24 protein-coding genes and 1 pseudogene are annotated in these 20,393 nt (G+C 31.3%); 3 read left to right on the top strand and 22 right to left on the bottom strand.

Annotated features, from left to right (window positions below):
* Positions 1 to 19: 19 nt before the first annotated feature.
* The 3 genes from D3P13_RS17775 to D3P13_RS17765 all read right to left on the bottom strand — a co-directional run bounded on the left by D3P13_RS17775 (position 20) and on the right by D3P13_RS17765 (position 3,066).
* Positions 20 to 2,434, bottom strand: coding sequence for a TraG family conjugative transposon ATPase (locus D3P13_RS17775; RefSeq protein WP_117884221.1), 2,415 nt, complete (start codon positions 2,432 to 2,434; stop codon positions 20 to 22).
* A gap of 3 nt (positions 2,435 to 2,437) precedes the next feature.
* Positions 2,438 to 2,710 (bottom strand): hypothetical protein, encoded by a 273-nt coding sequence (locus tag D3P13_RS17770; RefSeq protein WP_317124802.1) that lies wholly within the window; start codon positions 2,708 to 2,710, stop codon positions 2,438 to 2,440.
* Positions 2,711 to 2,778: 68 nt separating this feature from the next.
* Complete coding sequence (locus D3P13_RS17765; protein WP_117884219.1) at positions 2,779 to 3,066, bottom strand: hypothetical protein; 288 nt, start codon at positions 3,064 to 3,066, stop codon at positions 2,779 to 2,781.
* 223 nt (positions 3,067 to 3,289) lie between these two features.
* Here D3P13_RS17765 and D3P13_RS17760 point away from each other — a divergent pair, with 223 nt between their 5' ends.
* Positions 3,290 to 3,904, top strand: a complete 615-nt coding sequence (locus D3P13_RS17760; protein ID WP_232829236.1) for an N-acetylmuramoyl-L-alanine amidase family protein — start codon at positions 3,290 to 3,292, stop codon at positions 3,902 to 3,904.
* Between the two features lie 160 nt (positions 3,905 to 4,064).
* Here D3P13_RS17760 and D3P13_RS17755 read toward each other — a convergent pair whose 3' ends face one another.
* The 9 genes from D3P13_RS17755 to D3P13_RS17715 all read right to left on the bottom strand — a co-directional run bounded on the left by D3P13_RS17755 (position 4,065) and on the right by D3P13_RS17715 (position 10,135).
* Positions 4,065 to 4,424 carry an iron chaperone gene (locus tag D3P13_RS17755; RefSeq protein WP_117884218.1) on the bottom strand — a complete coding sequence of 120 codons (360 nt, stop codon included), beginning with the start codon at positions 4,422 to 4,424 and terminating at the stop codon, positions 4,065 to 4,067.
* Positions 4,425 to 4,478: 54 nt separating this feature from the next.
* Positions 4,479 to 4,799 (bottom strand): iron chaperone, encoded by a 321-nt coding sequence (locus tag D3P13_RS17750; RefSeq protein ID WP_117884217.1) that lies wholly within the window; start codon positions 4,797 to 4,799, stop codon positions 4,479 to 4,481.
* 8 nt (positions 4,800 to 4,807) lie between these two features.
* Positions 4,808 to 5,227, bottom strand: coding sequence for an SRPBCC family protein (locus D3P13_RS17745; RefSeq protein WP_117884216.1), 420 nt, complete (start codon positions 5,225 to 5,227; stop codon positions 4,808 to 4,810).
* 11 nt (positions 5,228 to 5,238) lie between these two features.
* Positions 5,239 to 5,901 carry a DNA alkylation repair protein gene (locus D3P13_RS17740; RefSeq protein WP_117884215.1) on the bottom strand — a complete coding sequence of 221 codons (663 nt, stop codon included), beginning with the start codon at positions 5,899 to 5,901 and terminating at the stop codon, positions 5,239 to 5,241.
* Between the two features lie 174 nt (positions 5,902 to 6,075).
* Entirely contained in the window at positions 6,076 to 6,726 is a 651-nt protein-coding gene (locus D3P13_RS17735; RefSeq protein ID WP_117884214.1) for a DUF998 domain-containing protein, read from the bottom strand.
* Between the two features lie 55 nt (positions 6,727 to 6,781).
* Positions 6,782 to 7,267 (bottom strand): Crp/Fnr family transcriptional regulator, encoded by a 486-nt coding sequence (locus D3P13_RS22480; RefSeq protein ID WP_394336476.1) that lies wholly within the window; start codon positions 7,265 to 7,267, stop codon positions 6,782 to 6,784.
* Between the two features lie 247 nt (positions 7,268 to 7,514).
* On the bottom strand, positions 7,515 to 7,961 hold the full coding sequence (locus D3P13_RS17725) for a DinB family protein (RefSeq protein WP_117884213.1): 447 nt from the start codon (positions 7,959 to 7,961) through the stop codon (positions 7,515 to 7,517).
* 405 nt (positions 7,962 to 8,366) lie between these two features.
* The gene (locus tag D3P13_RS17720) at positions 8,367 to 9,071 is read right to left on the bottom strand and encodes a LytR/AlgR family response regulator transcription factor (protein ID WP_117884212.1); all 705 of its coding nucleotides are present in this window, start codon (positions 9,069 to 9,071) and stop codon (positions 8,367 to 8,369) included.
* Entirely contained in the window at positions 9,068 to 10,135 is a 1,068-nt protein-coding gene (locus D3P13_RS17715; RefSeq protein WP_117884211.1) for a sensor histidine kinase, read from the bottom strand. The genes D3P13_RS17720 and D3P13_RS17715 overlap by 4 nt, the downstream gene beginning before the upstream one ends.
* A gap of 239 nt (positions 10,136 to 10,374) precedes the next feature.
* Here D3P13_RS17715 and D3P13_RS17710 point away from each other — a divergent pair, with 239 nt between their 5' ends.
* Positions 10,375 to 12,552 carry a DUF5916 domain-containing protein gene (locus tag D3P13_RS17710; RefSeq protein WP_117884210.1) on the top strand — a complete coding sequence of 726 codons (2,178 nt, stop codon included), beginning with the start codon at positions 10,375 to 10,377 and terminating at the stop codon, positions 12,550 to 12,552.
* Positions 12,553 to 12,817: 265 nt separating this feature from the next.
* On the opposite strand, the gene D3P13_RS17705 is transcribed toward D3P13_RS17710, so the two are convergent.
* The 3 genes from D3P13_RS17705 to D3P13_RS17695 form a co-directional block, all read right to left on the bottom strand.
* Entirely contained in the window at positions 12,818 to 13,261 is a 444-nt protein-coding gene (locus D3P13_RS17705) for a hypothetical protein (RefSeq protein WP_117884209.1), read from the bottom strand.
* 27 nt (positions 13,262 to 13,288) lie between these two features.
* Positions 13,289 to 14,035 (bottom strand): hypothetical protein, encoded by a 747-nt coding sequence (locus D3P13_RS17700; RefSeq protein ID WP_117884208.1) that lies wholly within the window; start codon positions 14,033 to 14,035, stop codon positions 13,289 to 13,291.
* Between the two features lie 95 nt (positions 14,036 to 14,130).
* Positions 14,131 to 15,864 (bottom strand): LytTR family transcriptional regulator DNA-binding domain-containing protein, encoded by a 1,734-nt coding sequence (locus D3P13_RS17695; RefSeq protein WP_117884207.1) that lies wholly within the window; start codon positions 15,862 to 15,864, stop codon positions 14,131 to 14,133.
* Positions 15,865 to 16,289: 425 nt separating this feature from the next.
* On the opposite strand from D3P13_RS17695, the pseudogene D3P13_RS22505 reads away from it, so the two are divergent.
* Positions 16,290 to 16,463: pseudogene (locus D3P13_RS22505) on the top strand (IS110 family transposase); the annotation flags it as partial.
* Here the strand turns inward: D3P13_RS22505 and D3P13_RS17685 are convergent.
* The 7 genes from D3P13_RS17685 to D3P13_RS17655 all read right to left on the bottom strand — a co-directional run bounded on the left by D3P13_RS17685 (position 16,460) and on the right by D3P13_RS17655 (position 20,130).
* Entirely contained in the window at positions 16,460 to 16,951 is a 492-nt protein-coding gene (locus D3P13_RS17685; protein ID WP_117884206.1) for a flavodoxin family protein, read from the bottom strand. The pseudogene D3P13_RS22505 and the gene D3P13_RS17685 sit on opposite strands and share 4 nt — an antisense overlap.
* 164 nt (positions 16,952 to 17,115) lie before the next feature.
* Positions 17,116 to 17,529, bottom strand: coding sequence for a nuclear transport factor 2 family protein (locus D3P13_RS17680; RefSeq protein ID WP_198680060.1), 414 nt, complete (start codon positions 17,527 to 17,529; stop codon positions 17,116 to 17,118).
* Between the two features lie 5 nt (positions 17,530 to 17,534).
* Positions 17,535 to 18,212: a type 1 glutamine amidotransferase domain-containing protein gene (locus tag D3P13_RS17675; RefSeq protein WP_117884204.1), complete on the bottom strand. Its 678-nt coding sequence runs from the start codon at positions 18,210 to 18,212 to the stop codon at positions 17,535 to 17,537.
* Between the two features lie 78 nt (positions 18,213 to 18,290).
* Positions 18,291 to 18,611: a YdhR family protein gene (locus D3P13_RS17670; RefSeq protein ID WP_117884203.1), complete on the bottom strand. Its 321-nt coding sequence runs from the start codon at positions 18,609 to 18,611 to the stop codon at positions 18,291 to 18,293.
* Positions 18,612 to 18,693: 82 nt separating this feature from the next.
* Complete coding sequence (locus D3P13_RS17665; RefSeq protein WP_157972956.1) at positions 18,694 to 19,278, bottom strand: Crp/Fnr family transcriptional regulator; 585 nt, start codon at positions 19,276 to 19,278, stop codon at positions 18,694 to 18,696.
* Positions 19,279 to 19,588: 310 nt separating this feature from the next.
* Positions 19,589 to 19,897: a type II toxin-antitoxin system RelE/ParE family toxin gene (locus D3P13_RS17660; RefSeq protein ID WP_117884201.1), complete on the bottom strand. Its 309-nt coding sequence runs from the start codon at positions 19,895 to 19,897 to the stop codon at positions 19,589 to 19,591.
* Positions 19,894 to 20,130, bottom strand: a complete 237-nt coding sequence (locus tag D3P13_RS17655; protein WP_117884200.1) for a type II toxin-antitoxin system ParD family antitoxin — start codon at positions 20,128 to 20,130, stop codon at positions 19,894 to 19,896. The genes D3P13_RS17660 and D3P13_RS17655 overlap by 4 nt, the downstream gene beginning before the upstream one ends.
* Positions 20,131 to 20,393 lie beyond the last annotated feature (263 nt).

Raw genomic sequence — 20,393 nt, 5'->3', positions numbered from 1 at the left:
ATTTATTTTACTAAAGCCTTCAATGACGATGCCTGAGGAATTGGTTGATGGCTTTTTCCATATCTTGATGTTCCTCGTAGAGTTTCATTATGGCCTCATTCTCTACTCCGTCTGTGAGGTAGGCTGCATAAACTTCTGGCGGAACTTCCAACCTAAAAATATTGCTCTCTTTACCAATTTTGATAAACATCTCTGTATATTTCCGTTCACCTGTCAAATTGTTCCTAATGGACTTTAGTTGATTAAGGTCATGTGAAGACAGATTTAGTCTGTTTTGTAATTCTTCATAGCCTTTTTCATTGTATAGACTGTAAATGACCTGAGTGTTTTCTAAGATACTGGCAGACGTGGCATTGTTTGGCAATTGGTTGATGGATTGCAGAATTATACCGATAGCTCCATTTTGTTTACGGATAGCTTGGTAGTAATATTCCACACTTTCCAATACATTATCAAATTTGAGCTGTTTGGCAAACTCATCAAAAAGGATGATACCTTTTTCCGCTTTATTTTGCCAAATGGTGCGTTGAATAGCAGACTTGATCAATTTCAACATGACCGATAATATTTCTTTATTATCCTTGACTTCATCTAGTTCAAAAACAATTAAGCGTTTGTCTTCAATTCGATAAGTTTGGTCTTTATTCACATTGAACAAAAAACTGTAGAGTCCATTCCCCACATATTCAGAAAGGATGTGCAGAAAATCATTTAGGTTTAAATGCCGTTCATGAATGTTAAGGGTATTCAGTAAACTATTCTTTTGAGCTTCCACGAATTTATATAAGGATGCCAATGAGTGGGAGCTGTTTGTTTGCTGATAATAGTAATGCAGTACTTTTTTCAACGCTACAGATTGTGATTTCGAGGCTTCTTTTTTTGAAGCTAATAGTTCTAATAAAAAAACTGCTAGGTCTTCCAAACGCTCAGGATCTACATCGGTGCCATTAGCACTTTCGGGTACATAAAATGGGTTGATACCCAAATTTTTACCATGCTCGTAACGCAGAATCACATGATCATTGGGATAGAGTTTGGCAAACTTCGCATAGGAACCTCCCAAGTCGATTATAACTATTCGTGTGCCACTTTCAAAATACTGCCGTAAAATATTATTGGCCAAAAAAGATTTCCCTTCTCCTGTGGGAGCGAATATGGCAAAGTTCCTTGCTTTGATGCGTTTCTTTTGTTCATCCCATACATCTTTCAGAACTGGAATGTTATGCTGCCTGTCATTAAAAATGACGCCAGTTTTATCCGATTGATAATTGGTATTATTGATATACATGCATAGAGCATGTTTTAAATCAGTAACATAAACATCTTCATTGGAAAAATTTGAACTATAACAAAAGTAACTGTTGACGAAATAGTGTTTTCGTTCTTCGCCTTTTGGATAATAAGGTATAATATCCAATTCCTTAAACTCAGCTTTAATATTCGAAGCTATTGTTTCTAGCTCTCGGGCTTCCCGAGACCAGAAGATAATGTTGAGATGTCCTCTTATAATTTGTGAGGTTTCATCTTCATTGATTTGACCAAGGATATGCTCAATCTTTTTTAGCACCACACGGTTTTGTGTTCCAAAATTGATACTCTTCTTCAGTTCTTCAATCTTCCTTTCTAAAAGTTTTCTCCATTTGTGTTTATCATCCAAGTATAAGATTTGATTAACGATGTGGTTTTCATTGATACCCAGTCCCAATCCATCGATAAAACCTTGATGGAAAATAAAATCGTTGGAGGTAAATTTATCATTTGGTTTACTGCTTTGAACCGAATCGCCAAAGCACAGTTCACTATTTACAGCCATGACATCAAAATGATGGTCTCCAATGGCGATATCCGAACTGTTCAACAAAACATCTGTATCGAAATCTTTATTAAAACCGTTAAAATAGGTACTGGTTAAGAATAGAATTTCATTCTCGTTCAATTGTAACAATGACACCTTTCTGCTATTGTTGACAAAAGAAACGGCATCATTGACGGATGAAATAAACGCCTGAACATTATGATCCAATTCCGTATGAATGCTTTTTTCAACATCACGAAAAGGATTGGTGTATTTGGAAGCATTTAATGCTTTGTTATGTGGCAGGATAAAAAACAAATAACAATGATGTTGTAAATATTCCCTTCCTTTAAAATAGTCGTTAGTCGCTTTTTGCAAAAAACTTTGATTGAGCAGTATTGTTCCCTTATAATTAGCTTTTTGGTAAATATCCTGCTTATGAACAACCGTGGCAGTTGGCAATGATTTGAATGCTTGAAACCAAGTACCGTGTAATTCTTCAAAGTCTTTTTCGGAAAGTGAATAGACTTCAGGAAGTATTGTTTTGTAGCATAGAATGACATTCCCATTATTGGCAAAAACAAAATGCCCTTGAATATCAACTATGGGATGGTATGCAGAGAGGTTTATTTTTTTCATAGATTAATTTTGATAAAATTCTATTTTATGAGTGTATGCAAGACAGGCTTTTTTATTACTAATTGTTTTGGGAAACACTTTTTTTAAATAAAAATGAGAAGGGTTTTTAGTCATATATATCAGAGCGATGTATAAGACAATGTTGAATATCAGCACTGTCAAAATCACAATGAATCCGAAAGAGAAAATGATGACCATCAATGAGCCGATAATGGAAGTCATCATCAAGGCAAAGAGTGAAATGGATAAGCCCATAATCTCGGCTTGCTTTCTCATATTTCTATATATTTCAAATTTTCTCATACTCACAAAGTTTTTAATATTAATAAAGCCACTATGAGGCCTTAAACTACAATTCCGATTAAATAGGTAAAGATGCCTACGACAGCTCCTGCAATAAGGACAAAGACCAATACGCGCGTGATCCCCTTTTTTAAATCCGAATTTTCTCCGAAGAAATGTCCAGCATTAAATAAGAAGCCAATTAGGAAAATAACACCTAAGATGATTGGGAAAATGGAGCGAACGGTTTGAGAAACATCATTTACGGAATCTTCGATACCTCCTATTTGTGCAAAAATGGTATTTGAGATAAATAATACTACTGAGGTCAATACGGATGATTTTTTCATAAGAAATCTGTTTAAAATTTTTATTTGATTTTGATATATTAAAAATAATGTATATTGTTATTCAAAATACTGAATATCAGTTATTTGTGAATAAAATTAATTTTAAGTAAGATTATATTCCTTTGATGCAGATTGTCATCAAATGGTATTAGAATTGGAAAGTACTATGTTAATAACTATAAAATTTTGGAAGAGGCCATCCCTCAAAAACGTCATTTTTTTGATGTTACTCTTGCAACTATGCTTCGTTTTCGGACAAAATGAAACATCAAAAAGAGTAATTGTAATTGATCCTGGGCATGGTGGAAAAGATACAGGTGCAATCGGTTTCAAAAACATTCAAGAAAAAGATGTGGTTTTGAATATTGCAACTGAAATAATCAGGCTAAATGAAAAATTGTTTGATGGCAAATTCGATATCTATTTGACACGATATACGGACACCTTGATTTCACTCTCTGATAGAAGTAAATTAACTAAAGAATTAAAAGCTAATGTTTTTGTCTCTTTGCACTGTAATGCTTCTCAGGTTATTTCAAAGGGAATGGAAGTCTATGTGCATAATACGGGCAAACCTTTTACCAAAACTTCAATTGCTCTTGGTTTTTCTGTCTTAAATGAAAGTACTGAAAAACTAGGTATTAAAAAACGTGGCGTAAAGTTTGACAATTTTCAGGTATTAAGGGAAACCATTGAGTATTGTCCGACTATACTTATTGAAACCGGGTTTATAACGAATAGTGATGAAGGGGATTATTTTTTAAAAGTTAAAAATATCAGTGCGATGGCTTTGTCCATTTTAATGGGATTGTATAATTATTTAAATATGGAATTATGAAAGCATTTTTGGTTGAGATTATTAAGAATTTAAAGGCAATTATGACCACTTTTATTAAAGAGATCAATTCAATATTAAAATTGAATAGGGAAAAGAATTAGTCGTTAATTTAAACTTTTAACTCAGTTCTTTGTAGAGAAACGTTTTTCTGCCATATTTTTTAATTTTCTGTATTCAATTTGGCGTGAGTTTTTAAAGTTTCCTTGATTATTTTTGTTGGAACTTCTTGGTTAAATTTGATTTGTACAGTTCCTTTTCCTGTTATATAACCATTGTCTTCAAACTTTTTTCGTTCTTCATCGCTTAAACCACCTTCACTAAATCCTAGACTTACGTGTTTCGAGTAAGCAGCAAAACCTGTTAAAACTCCATTGAGTTTGTAATTCGGGACGTTCCACGCAATTCGTTCTTCTGCTTCTGGAAATGACGATTTTATTATTTCTTGAAGTTGTTCCATTATCGGTTGAGATTTCTGGTCTGAATTGGCTATATATTCTTCAACGGTTTTCGCTTTTTTCATTCACTTACTTTTTAATAAATGCAATCTATAATTAACCATTCTTTCAATCAAGTCTTACGGAAGTGGTTTGTTCAATGGAAATTGAACAGAACCTTTTCCTCTTTTAAATTCATTCAATTCTTTATCAAACTTTTCCATAGTTGTCGGATGCGGATAAAATCCAACGTACTTTTTATAACCGGCAATCATAATCTGTTGTTCTCGTTTTCCGCCATTTATTAATGAGTAAGCTGGAATATTGTAATTAAATAATTCAGTAGTATTTGGTTCAACATTTAGAATACAGTTCTTAAGTACCAAAAGAGCTTTCTTTGTATCTTTTGGTTGAGTATTAAAATATTCATCAACAGTTTTAAAATTACTTGTTTCGCTCATAACACCAATTACTTTTCTGCAATTACATATTTTTTGAAATTATCAAGAATTGCTTGCCAGCCTTTTTTTTGTAGTTCATCTGAATTTGTTCCTTCCGCATCAAATGTTTGTTTTAAATGCACTTCATTTCCACTTTTTGAAAATTCAACGTCAACATCTCGTCCGTCCGCAATTTTATAAGAAATCAATTCGTTTGGAACTACTTTTTCATATTTTCCTGTAAAATCAAAACCCATACTTCCATCCTTGGCTTCCATTCGAAAGTTAAATTCTCCGCTTTTCTGTAAATCATTTTTTGCATTTGGGCAACACCATTCATTAGATGCAAAATTCCATTCGGTTATATGCTTTGGTTCTCTATAAAGTTCCCAAACTTTTTCGATTGATACTTTAATTTTTGTTTGAACTGTAATTCTATCTTTGTTCATTTTGTTTAATGTTATTTGCTTCTATTTTGCTCTTTTAAATTTAAAAAGTATTCTCTTGTTTCCTTGTCAAATTTTTCAATTGCATAACGAAGAGTTGTTCTAGGCATTTTTTCAGCGTGTTTACCTAGGAACTTTTTTAGCTTATCTTCATCTCTCTTTCCTGCTTCCCTAATCCAACTTCCAACAGCTTTTTGGACATATTCGTCGTTGTCATAAACGAGAATTTCTGCAATGCTAAAAGTGTCTTCTATTTGATTTTTCCGAATAAAATAATAAGTACTAACAATTGCAGTTCTACGTTCCATTGGATTTTTGGACTTTGCTAAATCATATAACACCTTTTTGTCCTTGTTGTGTAAATACCCTCCAATTACATAAGGTGCACTTCTGTCAACCAAACCCCAATTATCAATCCAACTATGATTGTCAATATACGCTCTGTATATTTCTTTCTTTTCTTCTTCGGAAGTTTTCTTATTACGTGCTTTCCAATCTAAAATTGAAACAGCTCCAAGCCTATGATTATCATTTTTATCTTTTAGTAATTTCACGACCTCAAATACTGGAATTTGCTGATATTCTTTAGCTAAAGAAAATATCTCCCTTTTCGGAATTTCTCCCGAATAATCTTGACTGATTATTTTTAGAGTTTCAATAAATTCTTTTGCGGTCATTAGATTTTTTTTTCAAATGTTGCACAACCTAAAATATATGACAAGTAGGACAGAAAACAAGTAGTTATTTTCGGTTTAGCCACAAGTCAAATCTTTTGTGTTTTGTTTTAATTTATTTTTCTAAAAGCCAAATCAAAAGATTTGGAGACCTCGTAAATACGCCTAAGCCTTTGTTTAAGAACCATTTCGCCCTATTTTTTCATATATATTGTTTGCAACCGAGCTTTCTTTCCGATGATTGAAAAGTTTAATGCCTGTGTAAAATATCCATAAAAAATAAAAGAAAAATACAATTCTTTGACCAAGAGCAGGAATGTTTGGAAATATAAATGCCCAACTGCCAAATAATATTGTCAACCAAGTAAAAATTAATGTTGGTTTAATTGCTTGTTTCCAGTATTCGCTTTTTCGCATTTGCTTTGGATAAGTAAATGCTCCAATTAAAAAGAAAATATAACTTCCAAAACTTCCCATTGTATGCAAAAGCATTGTCGTTGATTGTCGGTTGTCAAAATCGCCAGGGAAGATTCCTGATACTGTCATAAATACACCGCTTAATAAAATTCCGTAAAGCGGCAATTTACTTGATTTTGTGATAGTGATATTTTTATAAAGTCCAATAGCAAAAATAGCGATTAAAATTCCTGTAAGAATATAGCCGAAAGAATTCCACAACCATTTGTTCGATGCATCGAGTGAACCAAGTTCGCTAACAGCTTTCGTAAACATTGAATATTCCGGACGAATTGATGACATGATAATATAAACAGTCAAAAACAATATTGGCGTTACAATTCCGATTATTCCGTAAGTTTTGTTAGTCATCTTTATTTTTTTTGTCAAAGATATTGATTTGGACTGTTCCTAAATTTGATTTAAATCAAAAAATGCCCTTTGTCGACCTGACCCTACTCAAAGTTTCTTGTGTCATTCCTAAATGGGATGCCAACATTCCAAGTGGCACTCGTAGCAATTTGTTTTTTGAAGTTTGTTCAAAGAATTGGTAACGTTCTTTTGCAGAGTTGAACTGAAGTGAGATAATACGCTCGGACTGTTCCAAAAAGAATTTTGAAATCAGCATTCTCCCAAACCTTTCCATTTCAGGAAAATCTTTAAAGCATTCTTCGAGGTCGGTTAAGGAAATTTTAACGAGTTCTGTTTCTTCTAAAGTTTGAATATGGAAATGGTCGGGAATGTTCTGAAGAAAGCTGTAAATAGAAGTTATCCATTCATTTTCAGCGGAAAAGTTATCTGTAATTTCTTTATCTCCTTTCTTGTAATAAATTCTTGCAAGTCCTTTATTTATAAAATAAGTATTTGAACAAATTCTTTTAGGCTTATGAAGATAATGATTTTTAGGAAAAATCTCAATTTCACAAATTGATTCAATTCGGTTTTTCAGCTCGTTTGAAACAGAAATGAAATTGGTAATATGGTTAATTAAACTTTCGATAAGGTTTGTTGGTTTTTTCAGCCTTGTTGCTAATGTTTATGTAAAAGTAAAGTTGCGTGTTTACTTGCGAGGATTTTCCGAGGGGAAATCAGACGTTACAAACACGCAACGATCTTTGATTAAGTATTAAACCGTAATTGTTTTTATACGGTGTTAGTTTTTATTCGTCCATTAGTCGCCTATGATAATTTATTTGTCCAAGATGATAAGTCAAATGGTTTATTAAATGAACTAATAAGTATTCATTTGTTTCTACTTTTGGAAACTTTAAAATAGGATAATCTTTTTTTAATTCTTCGTCTGTAAGAGAGACTAATGATTTCTTAACCATTTCGATGGTGTCGTTTATACTATCAATCAACTCTTTTCTTGGAACGTTTTTATTGATAAATTCAAGCTCTCTATTCCTAACATAGTCTGTTTTCCCAATTTCTTTCCCAATAAATGTGTGTAAATTTCCAATTAAATGAAGTGTTAAATTACCAGCTGAATTAGAAATATTTTTTTCTATTCTCCAAATATTTTCTTCATTCTTATAAAGTTCTATTTCAGTGATTAACTTCTTTAAGTCTCTTTCAAAAAAAAATATTAATTCGTTTTTATTCATTTGTTAAATTTTGTATTTTCAATAAATTACTACCAACGTTAAGTGAAAATTGAGCTTTAGCGACTTTGATTAAATAGCTTTGTGAAGCGTTAGCGAAGACAGACTATTTGACCAATGCAATTTTACATAGAGTTGTGTGCTTTTATTTTTTTAATTTATAAATGCTCTAAATTAAAAAAATAAAAGCAACCGTTGTTCATATTCTGTAAGATTTATACCACCAACTTTTTCGTAAATGCCCGAATCTATGGAATATACACTGGCGTGTATGATCCGTTGGTGTAGGGATCTTAATCAGCGTTTTCTATTCGAATCAAAATATCACAATTACGCTTCATTTTTGACTTTGTCAATAATACTATTGAACTTATCAAAGAAGACAATACTGTTTTAAAGTACCACATGTTATGTCAAAAAAGCAGAGATATTCTTCCTAAAATTTTCACCAATAGGAATTTCAATTTGCCCAATTTCAATATCATTCTTTGTATAAGCAGTAATTTTGTCTTTATTGATAATATAGGAACGATGTACTCTAACAAAGCGTTGGTCTAACTTGGTTTCAAAAGAGGAGATACTAGATTTGGTAACATGATTTTCTCTAGCTAAATGTATTTTTACATAATCCTTTAGACTTTCGATATACAAGATAGATTCTAAGTGAACTTTTACTTGTTTACGATCTTTTCTAATATAAATAAAGGCATCTTTACTTTCTGATGAAGGAACTGTAATGGGAGTTATTACACTGCCTCTTTGCAAGGTCCTAAATTTTTCTATTGCGTTAAAGAAACGTTGAAACGTAATGGGTTTTAAAATATAATCTACTGCGTTGAGTTCAAAGCCTTCAATAGCATATTCCCTATAGGCTGTAGTGAAAATAACTTTGGGTTTGTGTAATAAATTTTTAAAGAAGTCTGTACCTTTTAAAACGGGCATTTCAATATCTAAAAATATCAAATCTATGGTTTCCTCTTGTAGTATCTTACTTGCCTCAATAGCACTGGCATAGGTTGCTACCAATTCAAAATCAGCTAATTGAGACAAATGGTTTTTTATTAAACCTCTTGCCAATTCTTCATCATCAATGATTAAGCATTTGAACTTCATTTGACTGGCAATTTTAAATCAACATTAAACCGATTATTTTCTTCTTTTATTGTTAAAGAATATGTTTTATGATACAGAAAGTCTAATTGTTTTTTGACGTTAGAGAGGCCGATGTTTTCTTTTTGAGTTGTCACATTGTTTTCGGCAATTGAATTTACGATATTGAAATGAATATTATTTCCTTTTAAATGTATCTCAATATTAATAAAAGCTTTTTTTAATTCTTGAGAAACTCCATGTTTAAAAGCATTCTCAATAAAGGTTAAAAGAATTAAAGGTGCTATATTAACTCTAGAATCGACATTTTTATCAAATTGAATTGTAACTCTACTCCCATAACGAACTTTTTCTAGGGCGAGGTAATTCTCTATTAATTCAATTTCTTTTTGAAGCGCTACATATTTATTATTGCAGCCATATAACATATAGTCCAACATCTCTGAGAGTTTTGCAATGACCTCAGGAGCTTCGTCAGATTTATCTAGAGTTAAAGCATATAAGTTGTTAAGTGTATTAAATAAAAAGTGTGGATTTAATTGATGTTTTAAGGTGTTGAGTTCAGATGATTTTTTTTGCTCGTTCAGTTGCATGAGTGTTTGCTGCTCTTTATAAAATTTAGCAATTACTAATAAGGTAGTTGGCGTTAAAAACTTAATAGATTTACCTGCAAACTTCTGAATGTTAATACTGTAGCTCCAAAACCCTTTAATAGAATCATACTTAGTAAGAGTCTCTGTACTTACAAAATATTTAGGTTGATAATAAAACTCGATGATGTAAATGAAAAGCATATAAGCAACTACCAATAGCAGAAATAAACCTATACTAAACCTCAAATATTTTTTTGTATTTAAATACCTTGGTATTAATAAATAAAGGCATGGATAGGCTATAACTATTTGTATGGAAATTAAAATGGTTCTAAATTCTATTGCCTGTTTGTAACTTCCATAATATTCAATGTCTATTGTAAGAATAAAATAGGTGTAAACAACAAGCCAAAATAGTATATGTTTAACAAGTGGAATACCAAAAAAGAAAGGTGTGTTTTTAATGCTACTCATCAGCGCACTAAAATACAACTTTAATAAGCCTGCACGTTAAAAATCGCTCAAATATGAATTGCAGAAGTTATATAGGTGAATTCCATAGACCAATCTTCTATTCTTCAATTTACACCTTTCTAAAGATAGAAATGTCTATTTAGTCTATTATTCAAAGTTACAATCGAATCATCCAATAGATTAGCCATTCAAATGTGCATTATGATACATAGCACCATGTTTAATTTTAATTTGAATAAATGAAGAGAGTTGTAATTCTTTTAATCCTTTTTTTAGCAATTTTTAATATTCGTGCTCAGTCTGAGTCGGACAAGATAGTTTTTAATAATACTAATATTAAGTTAGATGGAGAGTTAAATGAACCCATTTGGGATGAACTTGATATACAGGGTGATTTCATAAAATACATTCCTGACAATGGAGATTTAGCTGCTAATAAAACGGTGGTTAGAATGTTTCATAATGGAAAAAATCTTTATATAAGTGCCGTTTATCACGACACGACTTCTGATGTGCAAATAGGCTCTTTAAAACGAGATGCTATTGGAGAAACAGGTGCGTCTAGTGATTCTTTTTCCATCGTTATTGACACCTATAACCTTCAACAGTCTGGGTATTTCTTTATTGTTAATATGGGAGGTGCATTAATAGATGCCTTGGTATCTAGAAAAGGGGATGGTTTTTGGGTAAGTACCAGCTGGAATACTGTTTGGAATGCTAGAACGTCTGTAAAGGGAAATTTAAAATACTTCGAAATAGAAATTCCTTTAAAGGCCCTAGGATATAAAGAAGGCAATCCAAATTGGGGAGTGATGTTCCATACTCGTGATATTAAAATCAACGAATGGACAACAAGTACCCCGATAGAGCGAAATTATCGTCAATTTGATTTACGATTTTCAAAACCCTTTGTAGTTGAAAGTTTATCAGAAATTAAATCTTCTCGTTTTGCTGTGACCCCTTCTGTAACTATGAATTATCAAGAAGATGTCGTGAAGGACGCCAAAGATTCTAATTTTAAGCCTAGTTTAGATATTCAATATAATCTGAGTTCTTCATTAAAATTAGATGCTACAATTAATCCTGATTTTTCACAGATAGATGTAGATCAACAAGTAACTAATTTGAGTCGTTTTGCCCTATATTTTCCAGAGCGTCGAAATTTCTTTTTAGAAAACAGCGATCTTTTTAATAACTTAGGTGTAGATGGCGTAAATCCCTTTTATTCCAGAAGAATTGGTGCTGATAGTGATATATCATTTGGATTAAAGTTATCAGGAAATATTGCCAAGAAAACACGTGTAGGCGTACTTAATGTGGCCACCAAAGAAGAAGGTGCTATTTCTTCGAAAAACTTTAGCACCTTTGTGATTCAGCAACAACTTTCCAATGCATTTACAGCCACGGCGTTTCTTGTGAACAGACAAGAAATAGACGGTTATACATTTGTAAATGATTATAACAGAGTTGGAGGCGTTAACCTAGATTATAAATCAAAAAACAAAAAATGGACAGGATTGGCCAATTATGCAGGTAGCAATACCAGTGATATTTCTGGTGCTAATAATTTTTACAATGTAGGAGTTTGGTACAATAATATAAATGTATCTGGTTTCTCTGGGATTAGAAAAGTTGAAAAAAATTATATTACTGATGTTGGTTTTGTGCCTCGTTTGTATAACTATGATGCTAATTCAGAAAGTGTCATAAGAGAGGGGTACACAGAATCTAGTGGTCAATTTACGTTGGCTAAATTTTATAAAGACTCTAAAAAAATTGATAATTACCGCTATTTTAATTTATCAAATAATACATATTGGGATGATAAGGGTAATGTTTCACAATCTACAAGTGTTTTTAATAGTGAGCTTACGTTTAGAAACCAGTCTTCTATTTATGGATGGGTAACCCATGAGTATGTAAATTTAAAATATGCATTTGACCCGTTGAATAATGGAAATGCCATAGCGGTCGATCAATATAATTATGTGAATTCTGGTTTAGAATATTCTTCTGCAGACAATAAAAAACTTCAATATGGGGGTTCCTTTAGTTTTGGTAGCTATTATAGTGGTCAAAGAAGCCGTTTCGCGGTAGATATGCAGTACAGATTAATGCCCTTAGCAAGATTTCAATTGAGGTATGAGCGTAATGATATTGATTTAAAAGAATTAGGAAGTGATACGTTTCATTTGGCACAATTTACTGGAGAGGTTTTCTTTTCAAACCGATTAAATTGGACTACTTATGTGCAATATAATACCCAGTACGACAATTTTAATATCAATAGTCGCTTACAATGGGAATACAAGCCATTGTCTTATATCTATTTGGTGGTTTCAGATGACTATAATCAAGCAATAGCGCGTCAAAGTTTGGGAGTTGCATTTAAGATGAATTATAGATTTGATTTTTAGGGATTGATATTTGTGACCTAGAAAAACTAGATCGGTTCGTAAATAATTTTCATATCAATTCGCTATTTCTTTATCTGCTACTATTTTTTTATTTTTCCTTTGGTATAGCGATAAAAGGTTCGCTGTAACGTCTAATTACTTTGTCATTTTTATACATAATGTTTAAAATGATGTCGCCTATATTCAGGACGGAGCACTTTGTTACCCAACGTTAAGATATTATTAAGTTATGCAGTTTTTATGTAAATTAACTTTATTGTGGTTATCATTCATTTTTATCAATACGAATTTCATAGATACCAGGCATTCCACTCCAGTCCCATTTGCCAAATGCCGTTCCGTCTTCATTAAACTTATAACTAGAATTTCCTTGGTAGTAATTCCCATTATCTGCTGTGGTTTTCCAAGTACCTTTATAAGAACCGTCAGGTTGAAGTTTATGAAAACTATTTCCTTTTCTGTTTTCTCCTTCAGAAAAATAATGGTAATCCGTAGTAAGACTCACATCATTTAATGTTACGTTATCAATTTTCACATTGCCAACGCCTTCGATGTAGTATGAATAATTTTCATAATTTTTTTGAAATAATTTGACTCCTTTTTCGTATGTTTTTTGAACATCCTGATGTTTTTGAAAACTGAAGAGGAATAGTAAAGAGCTGCCAATTAATGCAGCTCCTACTAGTGATTTTGTAATTGTAATCTTCATAATAAAATTCTAAAATTGAAGTTATCGTTATTTATTTTTCGGAACCTCCAAATGAGTTAAAAAAGATTCTTCAACCATATATTTACTCTTTTTTGTTCGGTATTTAGTTGCATCTTTATTAGATTTCCATTCTATAATAACAATTTGATTGGGACCTTTACCGTTATTTAAATCTTCATATCCAGCTATTGGAAAACTTAGTACAATTTTGCCATTATATTTTTTTGCCAACGATTTGTTTTTATCTTCATCAATAGGCATATCACTAAATATTGTTTGTATTTCATATATTTTATCAGAATATAAAGTGAATTCAAAATCCTTCTCCACACTCACAATATTTTGTTTTAATTCTGTCCAAATTTTCTTCCTCATAGGTGTGAGTTCCGAATTTGGTAATTCTTTTAAAAATGCTTGAACTGCCATCATACTTGGCCAAGTGTATAATCCAAAAAAGTTATTAGGTTTGTAATATCCAGAAACAATTTTATCAATTGTTAAATTGGCTAATGGTTTAAATCCATTTTTTGCGGCTACAGGAAATACTTTACCAAAATAGTCATTCATTAGGTTTCCAACTTCTGGCTTCGTTGTAGAAGATATTACCAGAAATAATTCTCCTTTTTTTAATTTAATTATTTGACTGGTAGATTTTTCCATTTTCGCGTTAGATTTTTTTTTATGACTCATTTGCATCTCTTGTTGAGAATTGCCATCAAATGTGATTAAGAATGTTGCTACAAGTATTGCCGTTGTTAATAATAATCTTTTCATTATGTTTTATTTTGTTTGAGATACAAAACTAATTGAGAGTAGTTGATAATAGAAAATTGAGTGGTAATCGGGAATAAAAAGTTGTAGATGGGATTTTATTTAGAGAAAGCGATATCTGTTTTGAGATATTTGTGAATATTGGAAGTTTTGTTTCTGGAAACAGGTATTTCAAATGTATGCTCTTTTAGGGTCAATTTCATTGATTTTCTATTCCCTTTAATTTGGTATGGAATATTTGTATTGATGATAAACGAGTTATGGCACCTGTACAGTTGATGATTTATAGTCTGGTCTATAATTTTGGAGAGTGCTACTCTCAAAAAAGTTTCTTTTACTTCTCCATCTTTCTTCCAAACAACTTTCGAATAAATGTTTTGTGCTTCAATGTATAGTAAATCAAAGATATTGATAGATAATTCTTCTTTGGTTGAAGAAGCTATAACCATCATCTCTCGAACAACTTGAGGAAACTCGTCTGATAAAACAGGAGGGCGTAATAAATTTAACCTCTTTTTATATTTATAAAATTTTCTACTTTCTCTAAATGTTTTCCATGCGGGGTGGGTTAACACCATAATAAACCCTATTCTTTCTTTATAAAATAATTCAAGATAGTTCATTCCTTTTTCTATTGCGTCTATATTAAGATAGGCAATAGAAGCTTCTCTGTAATGATTTTTGTAGGTGTCTTTGTTTAAATTTGACACTACTTTTTTTATCCATTTATTTTTCTTTTCTTTTAACCCCATTCTATGATACAGTGCTACCTGTGCAGCAGGTGAATGTATCACCCTTGATGCATTGTCTGTGATTAATTTTTCAGCTAAAGCAAATTCTTTTGTTTCCATATACACCCAGAAAAGTGCATCATATGAAGCATCAGAATCAGGAGCAAAAGAAAGTGTTTTTTTTAATTGTTTTTTAGCACCTACATAATCACTTGCTAATAGTAATGCAAACCCATAGGTGCTGTTCATTTGAATGTTAAAAGGATTACGATTTAGAGCATATTTGAGATATTTTAAGGCTTTTTTATACTCACCAATCACGAGTAAATAAAATGAGTAATAGTAATGCGTTTCTGAAGAATGGTTATTGATAGTAAATGCCATTTGAAAAGAATAAAAAGCTCCTGAAATATCAACATCATTGATAAGTTTAATAAGTGCCAAAGATAAATGTGCTTCCAGTAAGGAAGAATTCAATTTCATGGCTTTTAATGCTGCAGTTTTTGCAGTACTATAATTTTTCAGTATGTTACCTTTTTGAATTCCGGCCAATAAAGACCAGCAATTGGATAAACGTGCATAAGCCAACGCAAATTCTGGCTCAATTTTTATTGATTTTTCAAATAAGGAGATAGCCTTTTCTATGTTATTTTCATCCCAAAGGTTCCAATGATGTATACCTTTTAGATAATAATTGTAAGCATTCGAATCTATTTTAATGTTGTTCTCTATGAGTTCCAGATTTAAATATCTAATAATTTTAGCCGAAATGTTGTCAAGTAATTTGAATAGGTTAGTAGTAGGCTCATCAAATTTTGAGGAAAACAAACAAGTACTATCTTTACCGCTTATAATTTGTATGGTTATTCGTACTTGATTATCTGAGGCTAATAATGTCCCCTCCATTAATAAATCAGCGTTCAATTTTTCGTAATAATCAGGTACTTCACTAAAGGAAGATGTTCTATTTACAGAAATAATTTTCAGTTTTTCTTGATTAGTAAGCAGGTGTGTGATTTCTATAGGAATAGCAGAGCAGAGATAAGAATACTCCGTTTTTTTTGAAATGTTTTTGAAAGGAAGTATTGCTATACTTTGCATTGGTTTTGTAGATAAGTTTCTGGATGGTCCATAATGTTAGGTAACGTATTCGTGGATGATGTCGTTGCGTGTTTAAGTAACTAAAATAACAAAATTGAACGAACCAGTGGAAATTCCGAAGGAATTTCCAAGAAATCACAGAACTAGCAATTAATTATATACAACTTAAGTTTGTAATTCATTAAATTAGATACTTAATCAGAAAGAATAAAAGAGAGCATTAAGGTTAATGTATACGTTGAAGCTTAGACTTCGACAACATTGATAATCCTCACTCTTTTTGTTCATCTTTTATTTTTTTTATAAGGTATTCAAGAATCTCATTCTTCAATTTTTACGCAGATTTCTTACAGTTCTATGAGGCTTTAAGACCTCGATTTTAAGTCGTTAAAACTCGCGTAGGTTGTCCTTTCAAAAAACATTTTATTAGGAATAAAGATATTAAATATTTCGGAATTGGCCTTAGTCATTTAGTTTTTGATGATACAGACTCTTGTGGCAATTACTATCAGTTTAAAAACAATGTTTCAGGCTTTAAGAAGTTTAGCAACCACTTAGATTTAGATAGTCATTGTGTTATGGAAGCCACAGGTAATTACTTTCCAACTTTACTTATAAACTTCTCTAATTCCAGCTCGTTTATTTCTTCAGTTATTGTATGTAAACTTCCGATATAATTCATTCCTAAATATTTTGCAGTTTCTGAAAACGGAAGCCAAAAAACATCGCCTAAATTATTTCCAATTGAACAACTAATTCCAGCCATATTTTTTCCACGTAATTTTCGTCCAAGGTCTTTTTCAATTTCTAACAAATCAGTTATTCTGTCAAAAAACACTTTCATAATTCCGCTCATTGAATACCAATAAACTGGTGTTGCAAAAATCAGAGTATCATATTTGTCAATTATTTTCCGCATTAATTTTATATAATCATCATTTTCATATTTATGTTCATAATCGTAATATCCGAAATTATAATCGTTCAAGTCAATAATGTCCCAATTTGATTTTTTTAACAGTTCATTCGTCAGAGTTTTGGTATCTCCATCATTTCTTGAGCTTCCTGTAATTATGACTTTTTTCATTCAGTATTTCGATTTTCCTCAAATGTTTTGCAACTGTTAGTATAACAGCATTAGCGGATTAAACCGCACCTGCCTTTCGGATAACAATATACTGAATTTAAAGCAATATCGGTTCGAGTTTTCACCCGAACCGATATTGCTCTTTTACATTGTTATATGACTTTTTATTTTATTTTTCTTTCAATCTCACTAATGGGTAGGTCGTTTATACTTGCGTAACGTTTTGTCATTAATCCATTATTGTCAAATTCCCAATTTTCGTTTCCATACGCTCTAAACCAATTTTGATTAATATCTCTATACTCATACTCAAATCGAACTGCAATTCTATTTTCGTGAAAACTCCATAATTCCTTTTTGAGTTTATATTCCAGTTCTTTTTGCCATTTTAATTTTAAAAAGTCTTTTATTTCATTTCGTCCATTAAGAAATTCTGACCTGTTTCTCCATTCGGTATTCATACTATAACCCAAAATAACTTTTTCGGGGTCTTTTGTATTCCAAATATCTTCAGCCAATTGCACTTTTTGTTTAGCTGTCTCAAAAGTAAAAGGCGGTAATGGGAGTTTCATTTCCATAATATTTAATTATAGGTTATTATATTTATCATTTTTAAAGCAACACCTGATGCGGATGCAGGATTTTGTCCTGTAACTAAATTCCCATCATTGATAACAAATGGTTTAAATGGTTCTGTATAGGAAAATATGGCTCCTTGCTTTATCAATTCTTCATCAAGCATGAATGGAATTACATCTCCTAGCAAATGTTTGTCTTCCTCTTCCTCTTTTTTTGTAAATGAATTAATTTTTTTTCCTTCTAGTAAGTTACTTCCATCAGATAATTTAACATTAAGTAAAGCTGTAGGCCCATGGCAAACAGCTCCAATAACTTTTCCATTTTCATAAACGTTTTTAATTATTTTTTTTACTAATGGATTATTTAACATATCAGTCATTAAACCTAAACCACCAGGAAAGAAAATGGCGTCATATGCATCAATGTCTACATTAACTAGTTTATGACTAAAATTCAGTCTTTTAAATCCATTACTTTCTTTAAACTTCTTACTGATTTTTTGAGACGAATTGTAGTCTACAAATGGTGGGGTTCCTCCCAAAATACTTGCGAAATCTACTGTGTATCCATCATTAATAAATTCAAAATAAGGATCGGCAATTTCTGAAAATTCGTATCCAGCAGGGTGTTTCCCTGTACCAGTTATATCGGTGCTGGTCACAATAAAGAGTATATGTTTCATTTAATTTTTTTCTTAATTGAGAATAGAGGAAACTCTAGTTTTTAGGCTAGAGTTTCCTCTATCTAATACTATTATAGATTAGTAGTTATAATGTGGGGATTTCATATCTCTACTTGCGTCTTCCACAATTTCCCCATCAAAAATCTTTGTTTGAAAGCTTACACCAAAAGCTCTTGGTTCATTTGGAAAATAGTCCCATGCGAATTTTTGAGCACTTTCTAATGAATTAAATTCATATAAACCACCTACCGTGTTAGAATTTAAGCCTGAAAGCCAAGTTTTTCTAACAAAACCTTCTTGCTTTTTAATTCCTTCATTAATTTTTTTCCAAGCCACTTCTGTAAATGGAACCGAAATTTGCAACTCTGTGTAAACGAAAACTTTTTTTAACTCACTCATGGTTTTTATGTTTTTTAATCATCTAGCTGAATTGCCAAATGATCTTACAAAGTTGATGAGTATTGAAGATTTAAAAGTTGTCCTATGACAACGTTTCATTTAGTTTTGAGCGAAGTTTACTCAAGGTTGAATTTGTCATCCCTAAATAAGAAGCAACTGCTTTACTAGAAATTCGAGAAAGTAATTTGGGCTCATGCTCCATCACCCATTTGAGTTTGTCAATTCCTTCCATGCCTAAAAAACTATAAATACGCATTTGAGAATGAATAAATGCAAATTCTATAAATTGATGATAAATGCTTGCAAAAGAGGGAGTAGTGTCAACTAATTTATAAAAATCATTGCGTGAAATTACTAACAATTCTGAAGGCTCCAATGAAACCAAACAATCTCTAGACGGTTTTTGAAGAATGAAACTAGTGTTTGCAGAGATGATACTATTTTCCAAAGCAAAATATCCTGTTATCTCATTTCCTTTATTATCTATTTCGTAAAGCCTTAAACATCCCTTTTTAATAAAATAAAAGTGATTACACACCTGCCCAAAATTGCATAACATTTCATTTCTCACCGTTTTAATTGGTTTGAAACAAGATGCTATTTTTTCTAATTCTTTCTGCTCAACGGCTACACGATTTTTTATGTAATTTTCCAGCTCTATATACACTTCATTTTTTTTTAAATGCAATCAAAGTTATTACAAATTGACTCAACACGAATTGTTTTATGACATTGTTTTTGTAATTCGAAAATGACTGAGATGTTTGTTGGAACATTTTATTAAGAGACATGCAACATACGTATAACCCTATTGTTGTTATATCGCTTATATATACAAGTTATTACTTTTTGAATGAGTAATCCAATTGCCTACCGTTATTTTGATCGTTTATTTAAACTTTGAACTTTATATTAAACACCGAGATAGTGTCCTATCTGTAACATTGAATATTAGTATCTGTGATTTGGACTCATAGTTATTTAATGAATTTTGGCAGATCTCTTCGACCATGTAAAACTCTTACAATTAGAACATGATCGGAATGAATTTTGTAAAAGACAAGATGATAATTTACTTGTAAACTATATATTCCTCTTTTTAATTCTACACGTTCTTTTCCAAGATTTGGACTGCTGGCAATTTGAAAAAAGGTTTCCTCAATTTCGGATAAATACTTTATGGCTTGATCAAAAGAATGTTCTTTTTCAGTATAATCAAAAATACTGTCTAAATCTTGATCTGCATCTTTCGATAATTGATAATTAAAATTTTTATCAATCATCATACTGTTTTCCTAGACCTTTTTTTAGACTTGATGATATCCTGAACTGAACGTTTACTGATGCCGCTATCTAGACCCTTCTCTATTTCATTACGTAAATCAGCAATTACTTTATCTCTATAAATTTGATGTAGTCTTATTGCATCCCGAATTACTTCACTATTGTTTTGGTATTCTCCGGTAGCAACTTGCTTAGAAATATACTTTTCCTGTTCTTTTGTAAAACTTATATTCATACTCAAATATATAAAACATATCCATATTTAGCAAATTAAGACATATTTATTTTAATTTATTTGTTATTGTTCGGTAAATTCTCACTAAGTCCCGATACTCCTTATCTCAAATCTTTTCTTCAATTCCGGCATTAATTGAAACGTTTTATAAAAATTTCTGTTCTATGTTGTACATTGGTTTCTAATCTTCATAATTTATCTTATTGGATATAATATTTCTTCATTAATTAATATTAGTAATAAAAGTTTAAAAACAGGACGGT

The organism is Aureibaculum luteum (assembly GCF_003449015.1).
GTDB classification, from domain to species: domain Bacteria; phylum Bacteroidota; class Bacteroidia; order Flavobacteriales; family Flavobacteriaceae; genus Aureibaculum; species Aureibaculum luteum.
Note: the sequence above shows the minus strand (reverse complement) of the source record. Positions and strands in the feature narration are given on the sequence as shown.